This is a genomic window from Glycomyces sp. YM15, from assembly GCF_016918015.1.
Taxonomy (GTDB): Bacteria; Actinomycetota; Actinomycetes; order Mycobacteriales; family Micromonosporaceae; genus Glycomyces.
This window is the reverse complement of sequence record NZ_JAERMK010000008.1, coordinates 182,376-196,825: the sequence shown is the minus strand read 5'-3', so window position 1 is coordinate 196,825 and position 14,450 is coordinate 182,376. Positions and strand designations below refer to the sequence as shown.

Here is a 14,450-nt window from a genome sequence, read left to right as displayed (position 1 = left end):
GGGACGGCTTGACGGGCGTTACCGGGCGAGGTACCGGGTCGTCGCGGGGCCTCGGGCCTGCGGTGGACCCAGCGCCAGGTGTCGGGCGCCGAGCTCGCGGCGGGCGTCGGGCCGCGGCGGCGGCATAGGGGGGGGTCGACCCCCGATTCCTTGCCGCCGAAAGTGACCGATCGGCGCGTCGCCGCGCCCGAGTACGCTGGGGCGGTCCCGACTCCCCCTCCCAGAAAGCTCGGCATGGACTCCGCCCCTCGAACGGCAGCCGCGCTCGGCATCGACTTCGGCACCCACCACACGGTCGCCACCGTCCTGCGCGAAGACGGCCGCCGCCATCAGCTGCTCTTCGAAGGCACCCCACTCCTGCCTTCAGGGATATACATCGACTACGAGTCATCCATCCTCGTGGGACGCGACGCCGCGCGTGAGGGCCGCCGCCGTCCCGAGCGCTACGAGCGCAACCCGAAGCTGCGCCTCGACGCCGCCACGATCCTCCTCGGCGACCAGGAGATCCCCGTCCGCGACGCGGTCGCGGCGGTCCTGCGCCGGGCCATCGCCGATTGCGGCACCGCCGCCGGGGTGCCCCGGTCGGTCACCGTGACCGTCCCCGCTGGGTGGGGCCCGGCCCGCCGACACGTCATCGCCGACGCGGCCGGCGGCGCCGGAGCGGTGTCCCCGGTCCTGCTGCCCGAACCCGTCGCCGCCGCCCGCTACTTCGCCGACGTCCTCGGCCACGACCTCGCGTCCGGCCAGTCCCTCGTCGTCTTCGACCTCGGCGCGGGCACCTTTGACGCGAGTGCCGTGGCGCGCACCGATACCGGCTTCGAAGTGCTCGCCGTCGACGGCTCCGACCGCATCGGCGGGCACTACCTCGACCAGTCTCTCGTCGAGTACCTCGGCGGTCGCTTCGCCGGGTCCGAGGAGCGCGCCGAACAGTGGGCCGCACTCCTGGATCCCGACGCCGGATCCGAGCGGCTCCGCCAGCGCTTCGCGCTCTACGACGAAGTGCGCGAAGCGAAAGAGCGCTTGTCGCGTCGCACCAGCACCGAGATCGCGGTGCCCGGCTTCGCGGTCGAGGAACTGCTCACGCGTGCCGAGCTCGAACTCCTGGCCCGTCCGCTCATGACCCGGGCCGTCGCGATCACCCGGGCCGTGATCCGCGAGGCGGGGCTCGCGCCCGAGCAGCTCGCAGGGGTGTTCATGGTCGGCGGGGCGAGCCGGATGCCGTTGGCCGCCACCATGATCCACCAGGAACTCGGCGTCGCCCCGACGCTCATCGAGCAGCCTGAACTGGTCGTCAGCGAAGGGGCCGTAGCGATCCACGCCGCGCCGCCGGCTGCGCCGATGCCGCCGGTCGACCCTGCGATCGTGCCGTACACGCCGGGCCGGGCCGGGGCCGCCTCGCCGCACGCCTCGGTCCCGCAGCCGCCCGCCGTGAACGGCCTCCCGACTCCCGAAGCAGCCCAAGGACGCTCCAAGACACCGCTGACCGGCGCCCTGCCGCCGCCCACGCCCCGGCCGGTCAGGCGGTCCCCGCGCCCGCTCACCGTCTTCATCATCGCTCTGCTCGTCGCCCTCGTCATCGGAGCGGTCCTTTCCGAGCTCTTGAACCGCGACGACGACCCCAACGGAACCGGCGGGGAGGATCCGGCAGACGGCACCAGCGAAGACGTGAGCGCCGAATCGGCATCCGATGCCGCCCCAACCGATGCGGCCCTCCCGGACTGGCCCGGCGAGGTCGTCGAGGTCGTCGTCGGAGTCTCTTCGCTCACCGTCACCACCGACGCCGATCCGGAGTCGACCGGCTGTCGGGTCGATTACAGCGGTACCAGTGACCAGGGCTCGCTCGAGGACGTTTCGTGCGCCGGGTTCACCATCGAAGGCCTCAACGCCTCGGACACGTACTCCTTCTCGATCCACAGCCCCGCGACGGATATCGATCCGGTGACAGGTACCGGCCACACCACCACTGTGGTGGGAACCGTGCACTGGGACTGCCCGCAAACGCGCACCTACTGCCAGAACCAGGGCGGCAGGCCCGGCATCCGAGGCGTCCCGGATGATGCGAAGGCCGTCGACTACGCCGGCGTCGGCGAGCAGTTCGAGCTCGCCTGCTACACCGCCGCCGAGACCATCGACCCGAGAGGCTGGGAGGACGAGGGCTTCTGGGACTACCACCCCCACAAGGCCGCCTCGGACCTCATGGTCGAGGTGGAGCTCTCCGAGGGTCGCGGCTTCATACCGTTCGTGTGGCTCGTGATAGATCCGGACGACCTGAACTCCCTCGGCGGCCTCGCCGAATGCTGAACACCGGTCCTAGTCGGCCTTGAAGCCGAGCCGCGGGCCCGCGCCCTCCTCCGCCTTCGCGTCGGACAGGTTGTAGATCGCGCACTTGCTGATGGATAGGCAGCCGCAGCCGATGCATTCGTCGAGCTCCTGCTGCAGGCTCCGCAGGCGCGCGATGCGGTCCTCGATCCGCCGGCTCCACCCGGAGGAGAGCCGCTGCCAGTCGGCGCGGTCCGGGATCCGCCCGTCGGGCAGCCGGTCCAGCGACGCCTTGACCTCGTCGAGGGACAGTCCGATCGACCGGGCCGCCCGGATGAACGCGACCCGGCGCAGCTCGGCGCGCCGGTAGCGTCGCTGGTTGCCGCCGGTGCGAACAGCATGGATGAGGCCGAGCGATTCGTAGTAGCGCAGCGCCGAAGCGGTGACGCCGGCGCGGGCGGCGAAGTCGCCGATGCTCAGCAACGTCGCCGGATCATGAGAAGTCATGTGTCCCTGCTCACTTCAAGCTTTACTTCAAGTCGACTTGAAGTTACATGATCTGGGCGTGAACGACACCATCGAACAGGTCCGAGCGCTCGCGCAGCGCACCGTGACCGACGTGCGCTACCCGATCGTCAAGACCTACACGCTCGACGCGATCTGGGTCCTCTACGACCGGGTCCTGCGCGTGGACCCCAAGCGGCCCGACGACCCGGCACGGGACCGGTTCCTGCTCTCCAAGGGCCACGGGCCCAGCGCCTTCTACGCGGTCCTCGCCGCCAAAGGCTTCTTCCCCGTCGCATGGCTCGACCGGATCGCCACCCTCGAATCACCCCTCGGCTCCCACCCCGACGCGACCCTCGTCCCCGGTGCGGAGATGTCCGCCGGATCCCTCGGCCACGGCCTGCCCCTCGGCGTCGGTATCGCACACGGCCTGCGCGCCGACGGATTCCCCGACTCGCGAGTCTTCGTGCTCGTCGGCGACGCCGAACTCGACGAGGGCTCGAACCACGAGGCGATCGCCTACGCCGGGGCCGTCGGCCTCGCGAACCTCAACGTGATCGTGGCCGACAACGGCTCGGCCACCCACGGCTGGAACGGCGGCATCGCCTCCCGCTTCGAAGTGAACGGCTGGAGCGCCGCCCACGTCGACGCCCACGACCACGAGGCCCTGTACCGGTCCTTCACCACCTCCCACCCCGACAGGCCGCACGTCACCGTCGCCGCCCACCGACCCTGAACCGGAGGATCCCGATGGTGTTCATCGCCGACCCGCTGACCCACGAACGGCAGCCCCTGACCATGCGCGACGCCTGGGCCGCGCACCTCACCGACCTCGTGGACGCCGACCCGCGCCTCGCCGTCGTCCTCGCCGACATCTCCGCGGACATGTTCGACCAGGCCATGAAGGCCCATCCGGACCGCGTGATCAACGTGGGCATCCGCGAGCAGCTCCTCATCGGCGTCGCCGGGGGGCTGGCGCTGGCCGGGATGCGGCCGGTCGCCCACACGTATGCGCCGTTCCTGGTGGAGCGGGCGTTCGAGCAGGTGAAGCTCGACTTCGAGCACCAGGGCACGAGCGGCGTCCTGGTGAGCGTGGGCGCCTCGTACGACTGGGCCGAGGGCAGCTTCACGCATTTCAGCCCGCGCGACGTGGCGCTGTTCGACACGCTGCCGGGCTGGCGGGTCTTCGTACCGGGCCACGCCGCCGAGGTGCCGCCGCTGCTGGACCGCGCGGTGCGCGCCGACGGTGGCGTGTACCTGCGTCTCTCGCTGCAGCACAACGAGAATCCGCACGCCGTTCCGGACGATTCCCTGCTCGTCCTGCGCGAGGGCACTCGCGCGACGGTGGTCGTGGTCGGCCCGCTGCTCGACAACGTGCTGGAGGCGACGGCCGATCTCGACGTGACCGTGGCGTACACGAACACGCCGCGCCCGCTCGACACCACGGGTCTGCGCGAACTGGCGGCGGACACCGGTGACGCGATCGTCATGGTCGAGCCGTACCTGGAGGGGACCTCGGCCTGGCTCGTCTCGAAGGCGTACGAGGACCGGCCGCACCGGCTGCTGTCGATCGGTGTCGGCCGAGAGGAGCTGCGCCGCTACGGCACCGCGGTCGAGCACGAGCGTCTGCACGGGCTCGACGCGGAGGGCGTCCGCGCCCGCCTGCGGCGGTTCCTGGCGTGAACGGCCGGAGCCTCCGAGCGGGACCGCTCGGAGGCTCCGGGTGCCATCGGCACGCAGGCTAGGCCATGCTCTCTGCGGGCGCCGGTTCGTCGGACTTCTTGTCGCCCACTTTGTTCAGCCAGAGCTTGTCGACCGCGAGCGCGCCGCCGCCGGAGAATCCGATGGCGATCGAGAGCGCGGCCAGCAAGAGCACGTACTCGTAGCCGCCCTCCTGGGAGAAGAACGCGCCGTTGAGCGGGTGGACGAAGTACATCGCGCCGAGCATGACACTGGCGAGCCAGAGCCCCGCGAGCGGTAGGAGCGCTCCCACAATAAGCAGGGAACCGCCGATGATCTCGGCGCCGACCGTGAAGTAGGCCGACAGCGTGGGTGCCGGGATGCCCAAGCCCTCGAAGCCTTGCGCGGTCGCTTCCATGCCTTTCGCGTTGAACTTCTGCCATCCGTGTGCGATGAAGACGACGCCGAGGACGACGCGTCCGATGAGGAGTCCGATCGGTTGGAGTCGGGTGATCATTCATGCCCTCCAATAGGGGGTGCGGCGTCGCGACCGGCCCGCGAGCGGCACTGGAACGCGGTCGGTGGACCGCGCGGCGGAGGAGCCGGAGGCGACTGGTTGGCGATTCAACCAAAGGAAAGTTTAGCAAAATGTAATGATGAATGTAAATATCTGCTGGCTGGGAATGCCATGGGCGTCTTGTGTCGCGATGACGCAGTGGCTGATGCCGCGAGGGCGGGCATCATGCCCGCCTCCGGGGCACCGTTCGCCCCGCACGGCAATCGGGAGCGGTGATCCGAGCCCGCCGCTCGGCATACGGGAGAGGAGCGGGCTCGCGCCTATGCGCGGGATTCGCGATGCGCATCGATGGGCTCGTCGGCTGTCAGTGGCGGCGCACGGCCTCTTCCACGAGCCTGAGGATGCGGGTGATGTCGAGGTCGTCGCGGCCCGTCGCCAGATAGCGCACCAGGCCGTCGTACATCAGCTGCAGGAACCCTGCCAGGACCTCGATGTCGACGTCCGTGCGCAGCACCCCGATCTCGCGCTGGTGCTCGAGGCGCTCCCGGCTCGCCTCCGCGATCGCCTCGCGCCGCCGCCCCCAGGCCTCGGCGAACTCCGGGTCGGTGCGCAGTCGCCGCGCCACTTCCAGCTGCGTCCCGAGCCAGCCCGCGATCTCGGGCTTGTCCGCGCCCGTCGTCAGGTCCTGCATCACGCCCACCAGGCCACGTTCGGCCACCGTCGCCGCCATCTCCGCGGCGTCCACGGACGCCACGGCGAGGAACAGCGCGTCCTTGTCGCGGAAGTGGTGGAAGATCGCCCCGCGGGAGAGCCCCGTCGCCTCCTCCAGCCGCCGCACCGTCGCGCCCTCGTATCCGAACTTGGCGAAGCACGAGCGGGCGCCGTCGAGGATCTGCTGACGGCGGGAGTCGAGGTGTTCTTGGCTGACGCGAGGCACCCGGCAATCTTGCCACCTGCGGTTGGCCCCGACCCACGGAGTCGCCTACCGTTGTCCCCGTGGAACGGCGGGAACGGCGCACCGAAAGGTGCTGGAAGCGGGGGAGCGGCGCATGAAGCAGAGCGATTTCTGGGACCGGATGAACGAGACCTTCGGAGCCGCCTATGCCCGGTCGGTCGCCTCCGATCACTCGCTCGGGCAGCTCGGCGGTCGCACCATCGACCAGGCGCTCGCCGAGGGCGAGAACGCCAAGGCCGTGTGGATGGCCGTGTGCCGCGCCTGGCCCGAACGGATTCCGTCGCGACTGGTGCGCTGACGGACCTGCTGAACCGGGTTCACTGCCGCCCGCGACCTGACTCCGCCATCGCCGCGACCTGAGCCTCTGCCGCCTCTGCGAACGGTGCTTTCTTCATCTCTGCGAGATGTGCCCTGTTCGAACAAGCCGTTGTCCTAGGTTGTCGGTGGGTGCGACTACCGTAATCAGCATGGCTAAGCAGACAGGAACCAGGGGAGGCGGGATGAACTCCGCTCAGGACAAGTCGAAGGCGCTCGATCTCGCCTTGGCGCAGATTGACAAACAGTTCGGCAAGGGCTCGGTCATGCGGCTGGGCGAGAAGCCGAAGCAGAACGTCAAGACCATCTCGACCGGTTCGATCGCGCTCGACGTGGCGCTCGGCGTCGGCGGCCTGCCGCAGGGCCGCATCATCGAGATCTACGGTCCCGAGTCGAGCGGTAAGACCACCATCGCCCTGCACGCCATGGCGAACGTCCAGGCCGAGGGCGGGGTCGCGGCGATGATCGACGCCGAGCACGCGCTCGACCCGATCTACGCCGAGAAGCTCGGCGTCAACGTCGACGACCTCCTCGTCAGCCAGCCGGACACCGGCGAGCAGGCCCTGGAGATCGCGGACATGCTGGTCCGCTCCGGCGCCGTCGACCTCATCGTCATCGACTCGGTGGCCGCGCTCGTGCCGCGCGCCGAGATCGAGGGCGAGATGGGCGACTCCCACGTGGGCCTCCAGGCCCGGCTCATGAGCCAGGCCCTGCGCAAGATCACCGGCGGCCTGAACACCACCGGCACCACGATGATCTTCATCAACCAGCTGCGCGAGAAGATCGGCGTCATGTTCGGCTCGCCCGAGACCACCGCCGGTGGTAAGGCGCTCAAGTTCTACGCCTCGGTGCGCCTGGACATCCGCCGGATCGAGACGCTCAAGGACGGCGGCGAGGCCGTCGGCAACCGCACCCGCGTCAAGGTCGTCAAGAACAAGGTCGGCTCGCCGTTCCGCCAGGCCGAGTTCGACATCCTCTACGGGCACGGCGTGTCCAAGGAGGGCTCGCTCATCGACATGGGCGTCGAGCACGGCATCGTGAAGAAGTCGGGCGCCTGGTACACGTACGAGGGCGACCAGCTCGGCCAGGGCAAGGAGAAGGCCCGGACGAACCTCAAGGAGAACCCGGACCTGGCCCTGGAGATCGAGAAGAAGATCAAGGAGAAGCTCGGCGTCGACGCCGCCGCGGCAGACGCCCCGATCGAGGACGAGATTGAAGAACCCCCGGTCGACTTCTAAGCCGAACGACCCCGAGGCGGCCCGGCAGTACTGTCTCCAACTGCTGTCGGGCCGGCCCCGCACGCGCTCCGAACTCGGGGACTCGATGCGCCGCAAGGGCTTCGAGGAAGCGATCGTCACCGAGATCCTGGAGCGCTACGCCGAGGTCGGCCTCATCGACGACGCGGTCTTCGCCCGCGCCTGGGTCGAGTCCCGCCACCGCAGCCGGGGCCTTTCCAAGCGGAGCCTCGCGGGGGAGCTGCGCCGCAAAGGCGTCGACCCCGACTTCGTGGACGCGGCGGTGGAGCAGGTCAGCGACGACGACGAGCGCGAGGCCGCGCTCGAACTGGCGAGACGCCGCTACCGGTCCCTGGCGGGCCAGACCGACGACGCCGTGCTGCGCAAGCTCGTGGGGATGCTCGCCCGCAAGGGCTACGGCTCCGGCGTGGCGATCCCGGTCGTGAAGCAGGTCCTCGCCGAAGCGGAGAGCGACGCGGCGGAGCTCCTCGATGAGGACGCCCACTTCGAGTAGTCGCGCATTTTCGGCGATTGACTACCGATCGGGCATTCGTGGCATCCGCCGATTCCAGTGTGGCGCAAGGGTGCGACATGTCGGAGGAGCCGGCCGTCATCGAAACCGGGGGCGGTGACGACGCCGAGGCGAACTCGCGTCGCGATCGCGACGCGACGAGCGCCGCGGGGCTCACGGCCGGCGAGGCGACCTGCGGAACGCGAACGGTCGCGGGGCTCACGGAACGGGCGGCGACTCGTGAGGTGCGGGCTGTCCCGGGCGTGACCTGTGGGGCCTGACATGCGAGGGGTGTTCCATCATCCGGAACTTGGCAGGTCGGTAAGGCGTCGTTAACGCGTTCGACATACCATTGGCCGCGACGACGCAGCGCCGCGCCCGGTCCTCCGTCTCTCCTTACCTTTGCGAGGTATCCATGACCGAACCGAAACCCGTCGTGGTCATTGCCGACCCGCTCGCGCCCGCCGCGGTCGAGGTCCTTTCCGGTGACTTCGATGTCCGGGAGATCGACGGTACGAACGTGGAGTCCCTCCACGCCGCGCTGGTCGAGGCCGATGCCGTGATCGTCCGCTCCGCCACCACCATCGACGCCGCCGCTCTCGAGCACGCGCCGAAACTCAAGGTCATCGCCCGCGCCGGCGTCGGGCTCGACAACGTCGACCTGCCCGCCGCCACCGAGCGCGGTGTCATGGTCGTCAACGCGCCGACCTCCAACATCGTCTCCGCCGCCGAGCAGGCCATCACGCTGCTGCTCGCCAGCGCCCGCCACATCGCCCGCGCCGACGCGTCGCTGCGCGCGGGGCGTTGGGACCGCAAGAAGTTCACCGGTGTCGAGATCCAGGGCAAGACCCTCGGCGTCATCGGCTTCGGCAAGATCGGGCAGCTCGTCACGACCCGCATGCAGGCCTTCGACATGGACGTCGTCGCCTACGACCCGTACGCCCAGCCCGCGATCGCCGCGAAGCTCGGCGTGAAGCTCGTCGACCTCGACACGCTGCTCGCCTCCGCGGACTTCATCACGATCCACCTGCCGAAGACCCCCGAGACCGTCGGGATCCTCGGCGAGGACGCGTTCAACAAGGTCAAGCCCGGCGTGCGGATCGTCAACGCCGCGCGCGGCGGCCTCATCGACGAAGAGGCGCTCGCGGCGGCACTGCAGGACGGTCGCGTGGCCGCCGCCGGCCTCGACGTGTTCGTCAAGGAGCCGTGCACCGACTCGCCGCTGTTCGCCCTCGACAACGTGGTGGCGGCCCCGCACCTGGGCGCCTCCACCCGTGAGGCGCAGGACAACGCGGGTCTCGCGGTCGCCAAGAGCGTCCGCCTCGCCCTCTCCGGCGAGTTCGTACCGGACGCCGCGAACGTGCAGGCCGGGGGTGTCGTCCACGAGGACGTGCGCCCGCTGCTGCCGCTCGCCGAGCGCCTGGGCCGCACGTTCAACGCGCTCACCGGCGCGCCGGTGCAGTCGCTGACGGTCGAGGTCCGCGGCGACGTCGTCGACCACGACGTCACGGTGCTGCAGCTCGCTGCCACCAAGGGCCTGTTCGTGGACGTGGCCGACTCGGTCACCTACGTGAACGCCCCGCTCGTGGCCGACCAGCGCGGTGTCGAGGTCGGCCTGTTCGCCACCAAGGAATCGCCGGAGTACCAGACGCTGCTGACGCTGCGCGGCGCGCTCGTCGACGGCCGGAGCCTCACGGTGTCGGGCACGATCAGCCCCGGCCCGCACGGCGGCCTGCGCCTGACCGAGATCGACGGCTTCGAGCTCGACATCGACCTGGACGGTTCGCTGCTGTTCCTGCGCTACACCGACCGGCCCGGCGTCGTCGGCCTCATCGGCGGCGCGCTCGGCGACCTGGGCATCAACATCGCGGCGATGCAGGTGGCCCGCAAGGCCGCCGGCGGCGAAGCGGTCATGGCGATGGCCCTCGACGCCCCGGTGCCGTCCGAACTGCTCGGCCGCATCAAGGAATCGGTCGGCGCCAAGGGCGTCAAGACGGTGACCCTGCAGGACTAGGGCCTGTCCGGTGAGCAGGCCCTCGGGCCTCCCGGTGGCCGCTCCTGTGGCGTTCACCGGTCCGGTTCCACCTGCTGAGAGTCGTTCGTCGGAATGCGGGACGGGTGCGTTAAGGTGAACGCACTCGCCCGCATTCCGCGTTTCCCTGGGTAGAACCGGCCGAAGGGGAACGGGCCGGTCTGCGACCGGAAGCGGCGCACCAGTTCGCGTCAGCGACTGAGGACGAAATCAGAGAGGCAGCATGAGCAGGATCGCGGTCATCCCGGGCGACGGGATCGGGCAAGAGGTCATCGCCGAGGCGCAGAAGGTGCTCGCCGTGGCCCTTCCGGGCTACGAGTCGAACGAGTACGACCTGGGCGCCCGCCTGTACAACCGCACCGGTGAGGTCCTCCCCGAGAGTGTGCTGTCCGAACTGGACGGGCACGACGCGATCCTCCTGGGCGCCATCGGCGACCCGTCGGTCCCGCCGGGCGTCCTCGAGCGCGGCCTGCTGCTGAAGCTCCGCTTCGAGTTCGACCAGTACGTGAACCTGCGCCCCAGCCGCCTCTACCCGGGCGCGCCCACGCCGCTGGCCGACGTGAAGCCCGGCGACATCGACTTCGTGGTCGTCCGCGAGGGCACCGAGGGCCTGTACACCGGCGCCGGCGGCAACCTCCACACCGGTACGGCCGCCGAGATCGCCACCGAGGAGTCGCTCAACACGCGCTACGGCACCGAGCGGGTCATCCGCGACGCCTTCGAGCGCGCCAAGCGCCGCCGCGGCCACCTCACCCTGGTCCACAAGACCAACGTGCTCGTGCACGCCGGCGGGCTCTGGAAGCGCACCTTCGACGAGGTCGCCGCCGAGTACCCGGACATCACCACCGAGTACCAGCACGTCGACGCCGCCGCCATGTTCCTGGTGAACCGGCCGCACACGTTCGACGTCATCGTCACCGACAACCTGTTCGGCGACATCCTCACCGACATCGCGGCCGCGGTGACCGGCGGGATCGGCCTGGCCGCCACCGGTTCGATCAACCCCGACCACACGCACCCGTCGACGTTCGAGCCCGTGCACGGCTCGGCGCCCGACATCGCCGGTCAGGGCATCGCCGACCCGGTCGCCGCGATCTCCTCCACCGCGCTCCTGCTGGAGCACCTGGGCCGCACTGACGCCGCCATCGCGGTGAACGCCGCGGTCGAGCGCGAACTCGCCGGACGCGACTCCGGCGCCAAGATCCGCACCGGCGAGGTAGGCGACCGAGTAGCCGCCGACGTCGCCGGACAGCTCAGCTAGCAAACCCAGCTGCATCAAGCGCCCGGCGGGCCAGCGCTCCGACAAGAGCGCCTCGCCGGGCGTTTTTCCGTGTCGAAGCCCGACCGGCCCACGCGCCGCCCGACCACCTGAACGAGCGGTAAGTTAGGCATCAGGACCAAATACAGCACCGCACCCGAGCCACCTGCATTGAAGGACAGATCTATGACCAGCGACGGTCTTCCCGACCTGCGGCGCGAGCCGCACCCGAACCCGACCCCGGCCGCGGAGCGCGACCGCATCCTCGCGAACCCGGGTTTCGGCACCAACTTCACCGACCACATGTTCGAGATGACCTGGACCGAGGGCCGCGGCTGGCACAGCGCCACCGTCAAGCCCTACGGGCCCCTCACGCTCTCCCCGGCCGCGGCGGTCCTCCACTACGCCCAGGAGATCTTCGAGGGCCTCAAGGCCTACCGCTACCCCGACGGCGGCATCGGCCTGTTCCGCGCCGAGGCCAACGCCCACCGCCTCAACCTCTCGGCCGAGCGCATGGCCATGCCGCATCTGCCCGAGGAGTGGTTCCTCGCCTCGATCCGCGAGCTCCTCGCCGTCGACGGCGACTGGGTGCCCAGCCAGGAGGAGGCCAGCCTCTACCTGCGGCCGTACATGTTCGCCTCCGAGGCGTTCCTCGGCGTGCGCCCCGCCAAGGAGTACACGTACCTGGTCATCGCCTCCCCGGCCGCCGCGTACTTCAAGCACGGCCCCAAGCCGCTCACGCTGTGGGTCTCCGAGGAGTTCAACCGGGCCGGACCGGGCGGCACCGGCGCCGCCAAGTGCGGCGGGAACTACGCGGCGAGCCTGCTCCCGCAGGCCGAGGCCATCGAGCACGGCTGCGACCAGGTGGTCTTCCTCGACGCCGTGGAGTACAAGTACGTCGACGAACTCGGCGGCATGAACCTGTTCTTCGCCTACGAGAACGAACGCGTCCTGTACACGCCGAAGCTCGGCACGATCCTCCCCGGCATCACCCGCGACGCGATCTTCACGCTCGCCACCGAAGCGGGCTGGGAGGTCCGCGAGACCGACTACTCGCTCGCCCGCTGGCGCGAGGACGCGCAGTCCGGCGTGCTCTCCGAGGCCTTCGCGTGCGGCACCGCCGCCGTGATCACCCCGGTCGGCACCGTCAAGGGCCGCAGCGGCGAGTTCCAGGTCAACGGCGGCGAGGCCGGCAAGTTCACCATGCAACTGCGCCAGACCATCCTCGACCTCCAGCACGGCCGCGCCGAGGACACCCACGGCTGGGCCACCAAGGTCGTCTGAGCCCACCCTCCTTCCGCGACAGGGAGGTTGAACCGCCCCGTCGCCGGAAATCGGGGCCAATCCCGGTCCCCTTCCCGTACCTTGATATCCACGCGTGTCAAGGCTCGGGGAGGGGACTTTGGGCGAGGCCACCATCCGGTTGAACCGGTTCGGGGTCGAACACGGCCGCATGTGGCAGGCCGTGGTCGCGGCCCTCGCGATCGCACTGCCGCTGGTGTTCTGGATCGGCATCGAACGCGCCCTCGGCGACTCGGTGCAGGACATCGACAAGGGCGAGACCCTCTACCTCCAGTCCTACCCCGTCATCGGCGCCAAACTCGAGTTCAAGCTCCCCGGCGAAGGCTGGACCTCCCCGGGCATCCACATGGCCGACCAGCGCCAGGACTTCCGCCACGGCGCCCTGACCGCCACCGTCGAGGTCGACACCCACGTGGAGAGCCTCAAGAACCTCCTCATCCGCCGCGCCGACCCGATCACCGCCGAACGCGGCTACGCCTACAACAACGAACGGCCCTACGAGAACGCGGCCACCGGCCTCTCGGGCTACCGCGCCGACATCGTCGGCATCGACACCGCCGGGTCGATCACCGTCGTCGGCGAGGACGGCGGCGCCGCCGCGATCCTCATCCTCATCGCCCCCGGCGACGACCCGGCCAGCGCCACCGTCGACCCCGACCCCTTCATCGGCGCGTTCAAGCTGGAGGGCGAGTGATCGTCCGGACCGAACGCGTCGTCGTCGAGAGCCAGGGCGCGTTCGTCCGCATACGGCGCCCCGCCTACTGGCTCTTCGTCGCCTGCCTCGTCTACGGCCTGCTCGAACTCGGCCGCGTCCTCTCGCCCGACTACGGCGACATCGCCACCGCCCTGTGGGCCTCCATCGGCGTGAACGCGGTCCTCGCGTTCTTCTTCCTCGACATCCTCGCCCGCCTCGACCTCTTCGAACGCGAACCGCCCACCGTCCGCGCCGCGGCCATGTGCTGGGGCGGCCTCGCCGCCGTCCCCTTCGCCATGTTCGCCAACGACGCCGCGCTCGTCGTCCTCGCCGAGTTCACCGACACCCAATGGGCCCGCACCTGGGGCCCGCCCATCGCTGGGCCGCTCAACGAGGAATGGCTCAAGGCCATGGGCGTGGCCATGCTCGTCCTCATCGTGCGCGAGCACTTCGACCGGTCGATCGACGGCCTCATCTACGGCGCGCTCGTCGGACTGGGCTTCCAAGTGGTCGAGAACCTCACGTACGCCATCAAGTACGCGGTCATGAACCCCAACTCCGACCTCACCGGGGCGCTCACCGTGACGTTCACCCGGGTCCTCGTCGCCGGGCCCTGGTCCCACCCGCTGTACACCGGCGCGGCCGGGCTCGGCATCGCGTTCTTCGTGACCCAGACCAGGCGGCGTTTCAGCACCCGCCTCGGCGTCGCGGTCGGCCTGTACGCCCTGGCCCTCGCGATGCACGGCCTGTGGAACCTGCCGCTGCCGTCGAGCATGCCGCCCGCGCTGGGGATTCCGCTCAGCTACGGCAAGGGCCTGATCATTCTCGGGCTGTTCTTCGTGCTCTACCATTTCGCGGCCCGCGCGGAATGGCACTGGTTCGTGACCACGATGTCCGATCAGGACGAATCGGTGATCACGGCCGACGACCTCACGGAGATGCGGTCGCTGCGCAGCAGACGCAAGGCCCGGCAGCGCGCGCACAAGCGGTGGGGCAAGGAGGCCTCGCATCTGCTCGGGCAGTTGCACCGGGAGCTGGTGAACCTGGCGACGCTCGTCGCCCGCGACCAGCGGCGGGGCGAGACGGGCGAGGACGGGCCCGACGTGGCCGCCGTCAAGCGCAACATCGCCGCGATCAGGGCCGAGCTGGCCGATGAGAAGGCCTCGTAGCGCAGCACGCGGCGCGCGC

Annotated in this window: 14 protein-coding genes; 11 read left to right on the top strand and 3 right to left on the bottom strand. The window is 69.9% G+C overall.

The genetic code is table 11. From position 1 onward, the window contains the following. Positions 1-234 precede the first annotated feature (234 nt). Entirely contained in the window at positions 235-2,301 is a 2,067-nt protein-coding gene (locus tag JHY01_RS11450; protein ID WP_205325760.1) for an Hsp70 family protein, read from the top strand. 9 nt (positions 2,302-2,310) lie between these two features. On the opposite strand, the gene soxR is transcribed toward JHY01_RS11450, so the two are convergent. Beyond that, a complete protein-coding gene (soxR, locus tag JHY01_RS11445; protein WP_205325759.1) occupies positions 2,311-2,766 on the bottom strand; it encodes a redox-sensitive transcriptional activator SoxR in 456 nt (151 codons plus the stop codon). Between soxR and JHY01_RS11440 the strand changes: the two genes are divergently transcribed. After that, on the top strand, positions 2,765-3,499 hold the full coding sequence (locus JHY01_RS11440) for a transketolase (protein WP_205325758.1): 735 nt from the start codon (positions 2,765-2,767) through the stop codon (positions 3,497-3,499). The genes soxR and JHY01_RS11440 overlap by 2 nt on opposite strands. Positions 3,500-3,561: 62 nt before the next feature. Continuing rightward, a complete protein-coding gene (locus JHY01_RS11435; protein ID WP_205325793.1) occupies positions 3,562-4,446 on the top strand; it encodes a transketolase C-terminal domain-containing protein in 885 nt (294 codons plus the stop codon). 58 nt (positions 4,447-4,504) lie between these two features. Here JHY01_RS11435 and JHY01_RS11430 read toward each other — a convergent pair whose 3' ends face one another. Both JHY01_RS11430 and JHY01_RS11425 read right to left on the bottom strand, forming a co-directional pair. Next, positions 4,505-4,960, bottom strand: a complete 456-nt coding sequence (locus JHY01_RS11430; RefSeq protein WP_205325757.1) for a DoxX family protein — start codon at positions 4,958-4,960, stop codon at positions 4,505-4,507. 364 nt (positions 4,961-5,324) lie between these two features. Further along, positions 5,325-5,897 carry a TetR/AcrR family transcriptional regulator gene (locus JHY01_RS11425; protein WP_205325756.1) on the bottom strand — a complete coding sequence of 191 codons (573 nt, stop codon included), beginning with the start codon at positions 5,895-5,897 and terminating at the stop codon, positions 5,325-5,327. A 112-nt stretch (positions 5,898-6,009) separates the two neighbouring features. Here JHY01_RS11425 and JHY01_RS11420 point away from each other — a divergent pair, with 112 nt between their 5' ends. From JHY01_RS11420 to JHY01_RS11385, 8 genes are all read left to right on the top strand, one after another. Continuing rightward, on the top strand, positions 6,010-6,213 hold the full coding sequence (locus tag JHY01_RS11420) for a DUF3046 domain-containing protein (protein WP_205325755.1): 204 nt from the start codon (positions 6,010-6,012) through the stop codon (positions 6,211-6,213). 202 nt (positions 6,214-6,415) lie between these two features. After that, positions 6,416-7,468, top strand: coding sequence for a recombinase RecA (recA, locus tag JHY01_RS11415; protein WP_205325792.1), 1,053 nt, complete (start codon positions 6,416-6,418; stop codon positions 7,466-7,468). Further along, positions 7,443-7,979 carry a regulatory protein RecX gene (locus tag JHY01_RS11410; RefSeq protein ID WP_205325754.1) on the top strand — a complete coding sequence of 179 codons (537 nt, stop codon included), beginning with the start codon at positions 7,443-7,445 and terminating at the stop codon, positions 7,977-7,979. The genes recA and JHY01_RS11410 overlap by 26 nt, the downstream gene beginning before the upstream one ends. A gap of 412 nt (positions 7,980-8,391) precedes the next feature. Beyond that, positions 8,392-9,990 carry a phosphoglycerate dehydrogenase gene (gene serA, locus JHY01_RS11405; protein WP_205325753.1) on the top strand — a complete coding sequence of 533 codons (1,599 nt, stop codon included), beginning with the start codon at positions 8,392-8,394 and terminating at the stop codon, positions 9,988-9,990. Between the two features lie 241 nt (positions 9,991-10,231). Beyond that, complete coding sequence (locus JHY01_RS11400) at positions 10,232-11,269, top strand: 3-isopropylmalate dehydrogenase (protein WP_205325752.1); 1,038 nt, start codon at positions 10,232-10,234, stop codon at positions 11,267-11,269. A 183-nt stretch (positions 11,270-11,452) separates the two neighbouring features. Then, positions 11,453-12,550, top strand: coding sequence for a branched-chain amino acid aminotransferase (locus JHY01_RS11395; RefSeq protein WP_205325751.1), 1,098 nt, complete (start codon positions 11,453-11,455; stop codon positions 12,548-12,550). A 118-nt stretch (positions 12,551-12,668) separates the two neighbouring features. Continuing rightward, positions 12,669-13,262, top strand: coding sequence for a hypothetical protein (locus tag JHY01_RS11390; protein WP_205325750.1), 594 nt, complete (start codon positions 12,669-12,671; stop codon positions 13,260-13,262). Beyond that, the gene (locus tag JHY01_RS11385) at positions 13,259-14,431 is read left to right on the top strand and encodes a PrsW family intramembrane metalloprotease (RefSeq protein ID WP_205325749.1); all 1,173 of its coding nucleotides are present in this window, start codon (positions 13,259-13,261) and stop codon (positions 14,429-14,431) included. Before JHY01_RS11390 ends, JHY01_RS11385 begins: the two co-directional genes overlap by 4 nt. Positions 14,432-14,450 lie beyond the last annotated feature (19 nt).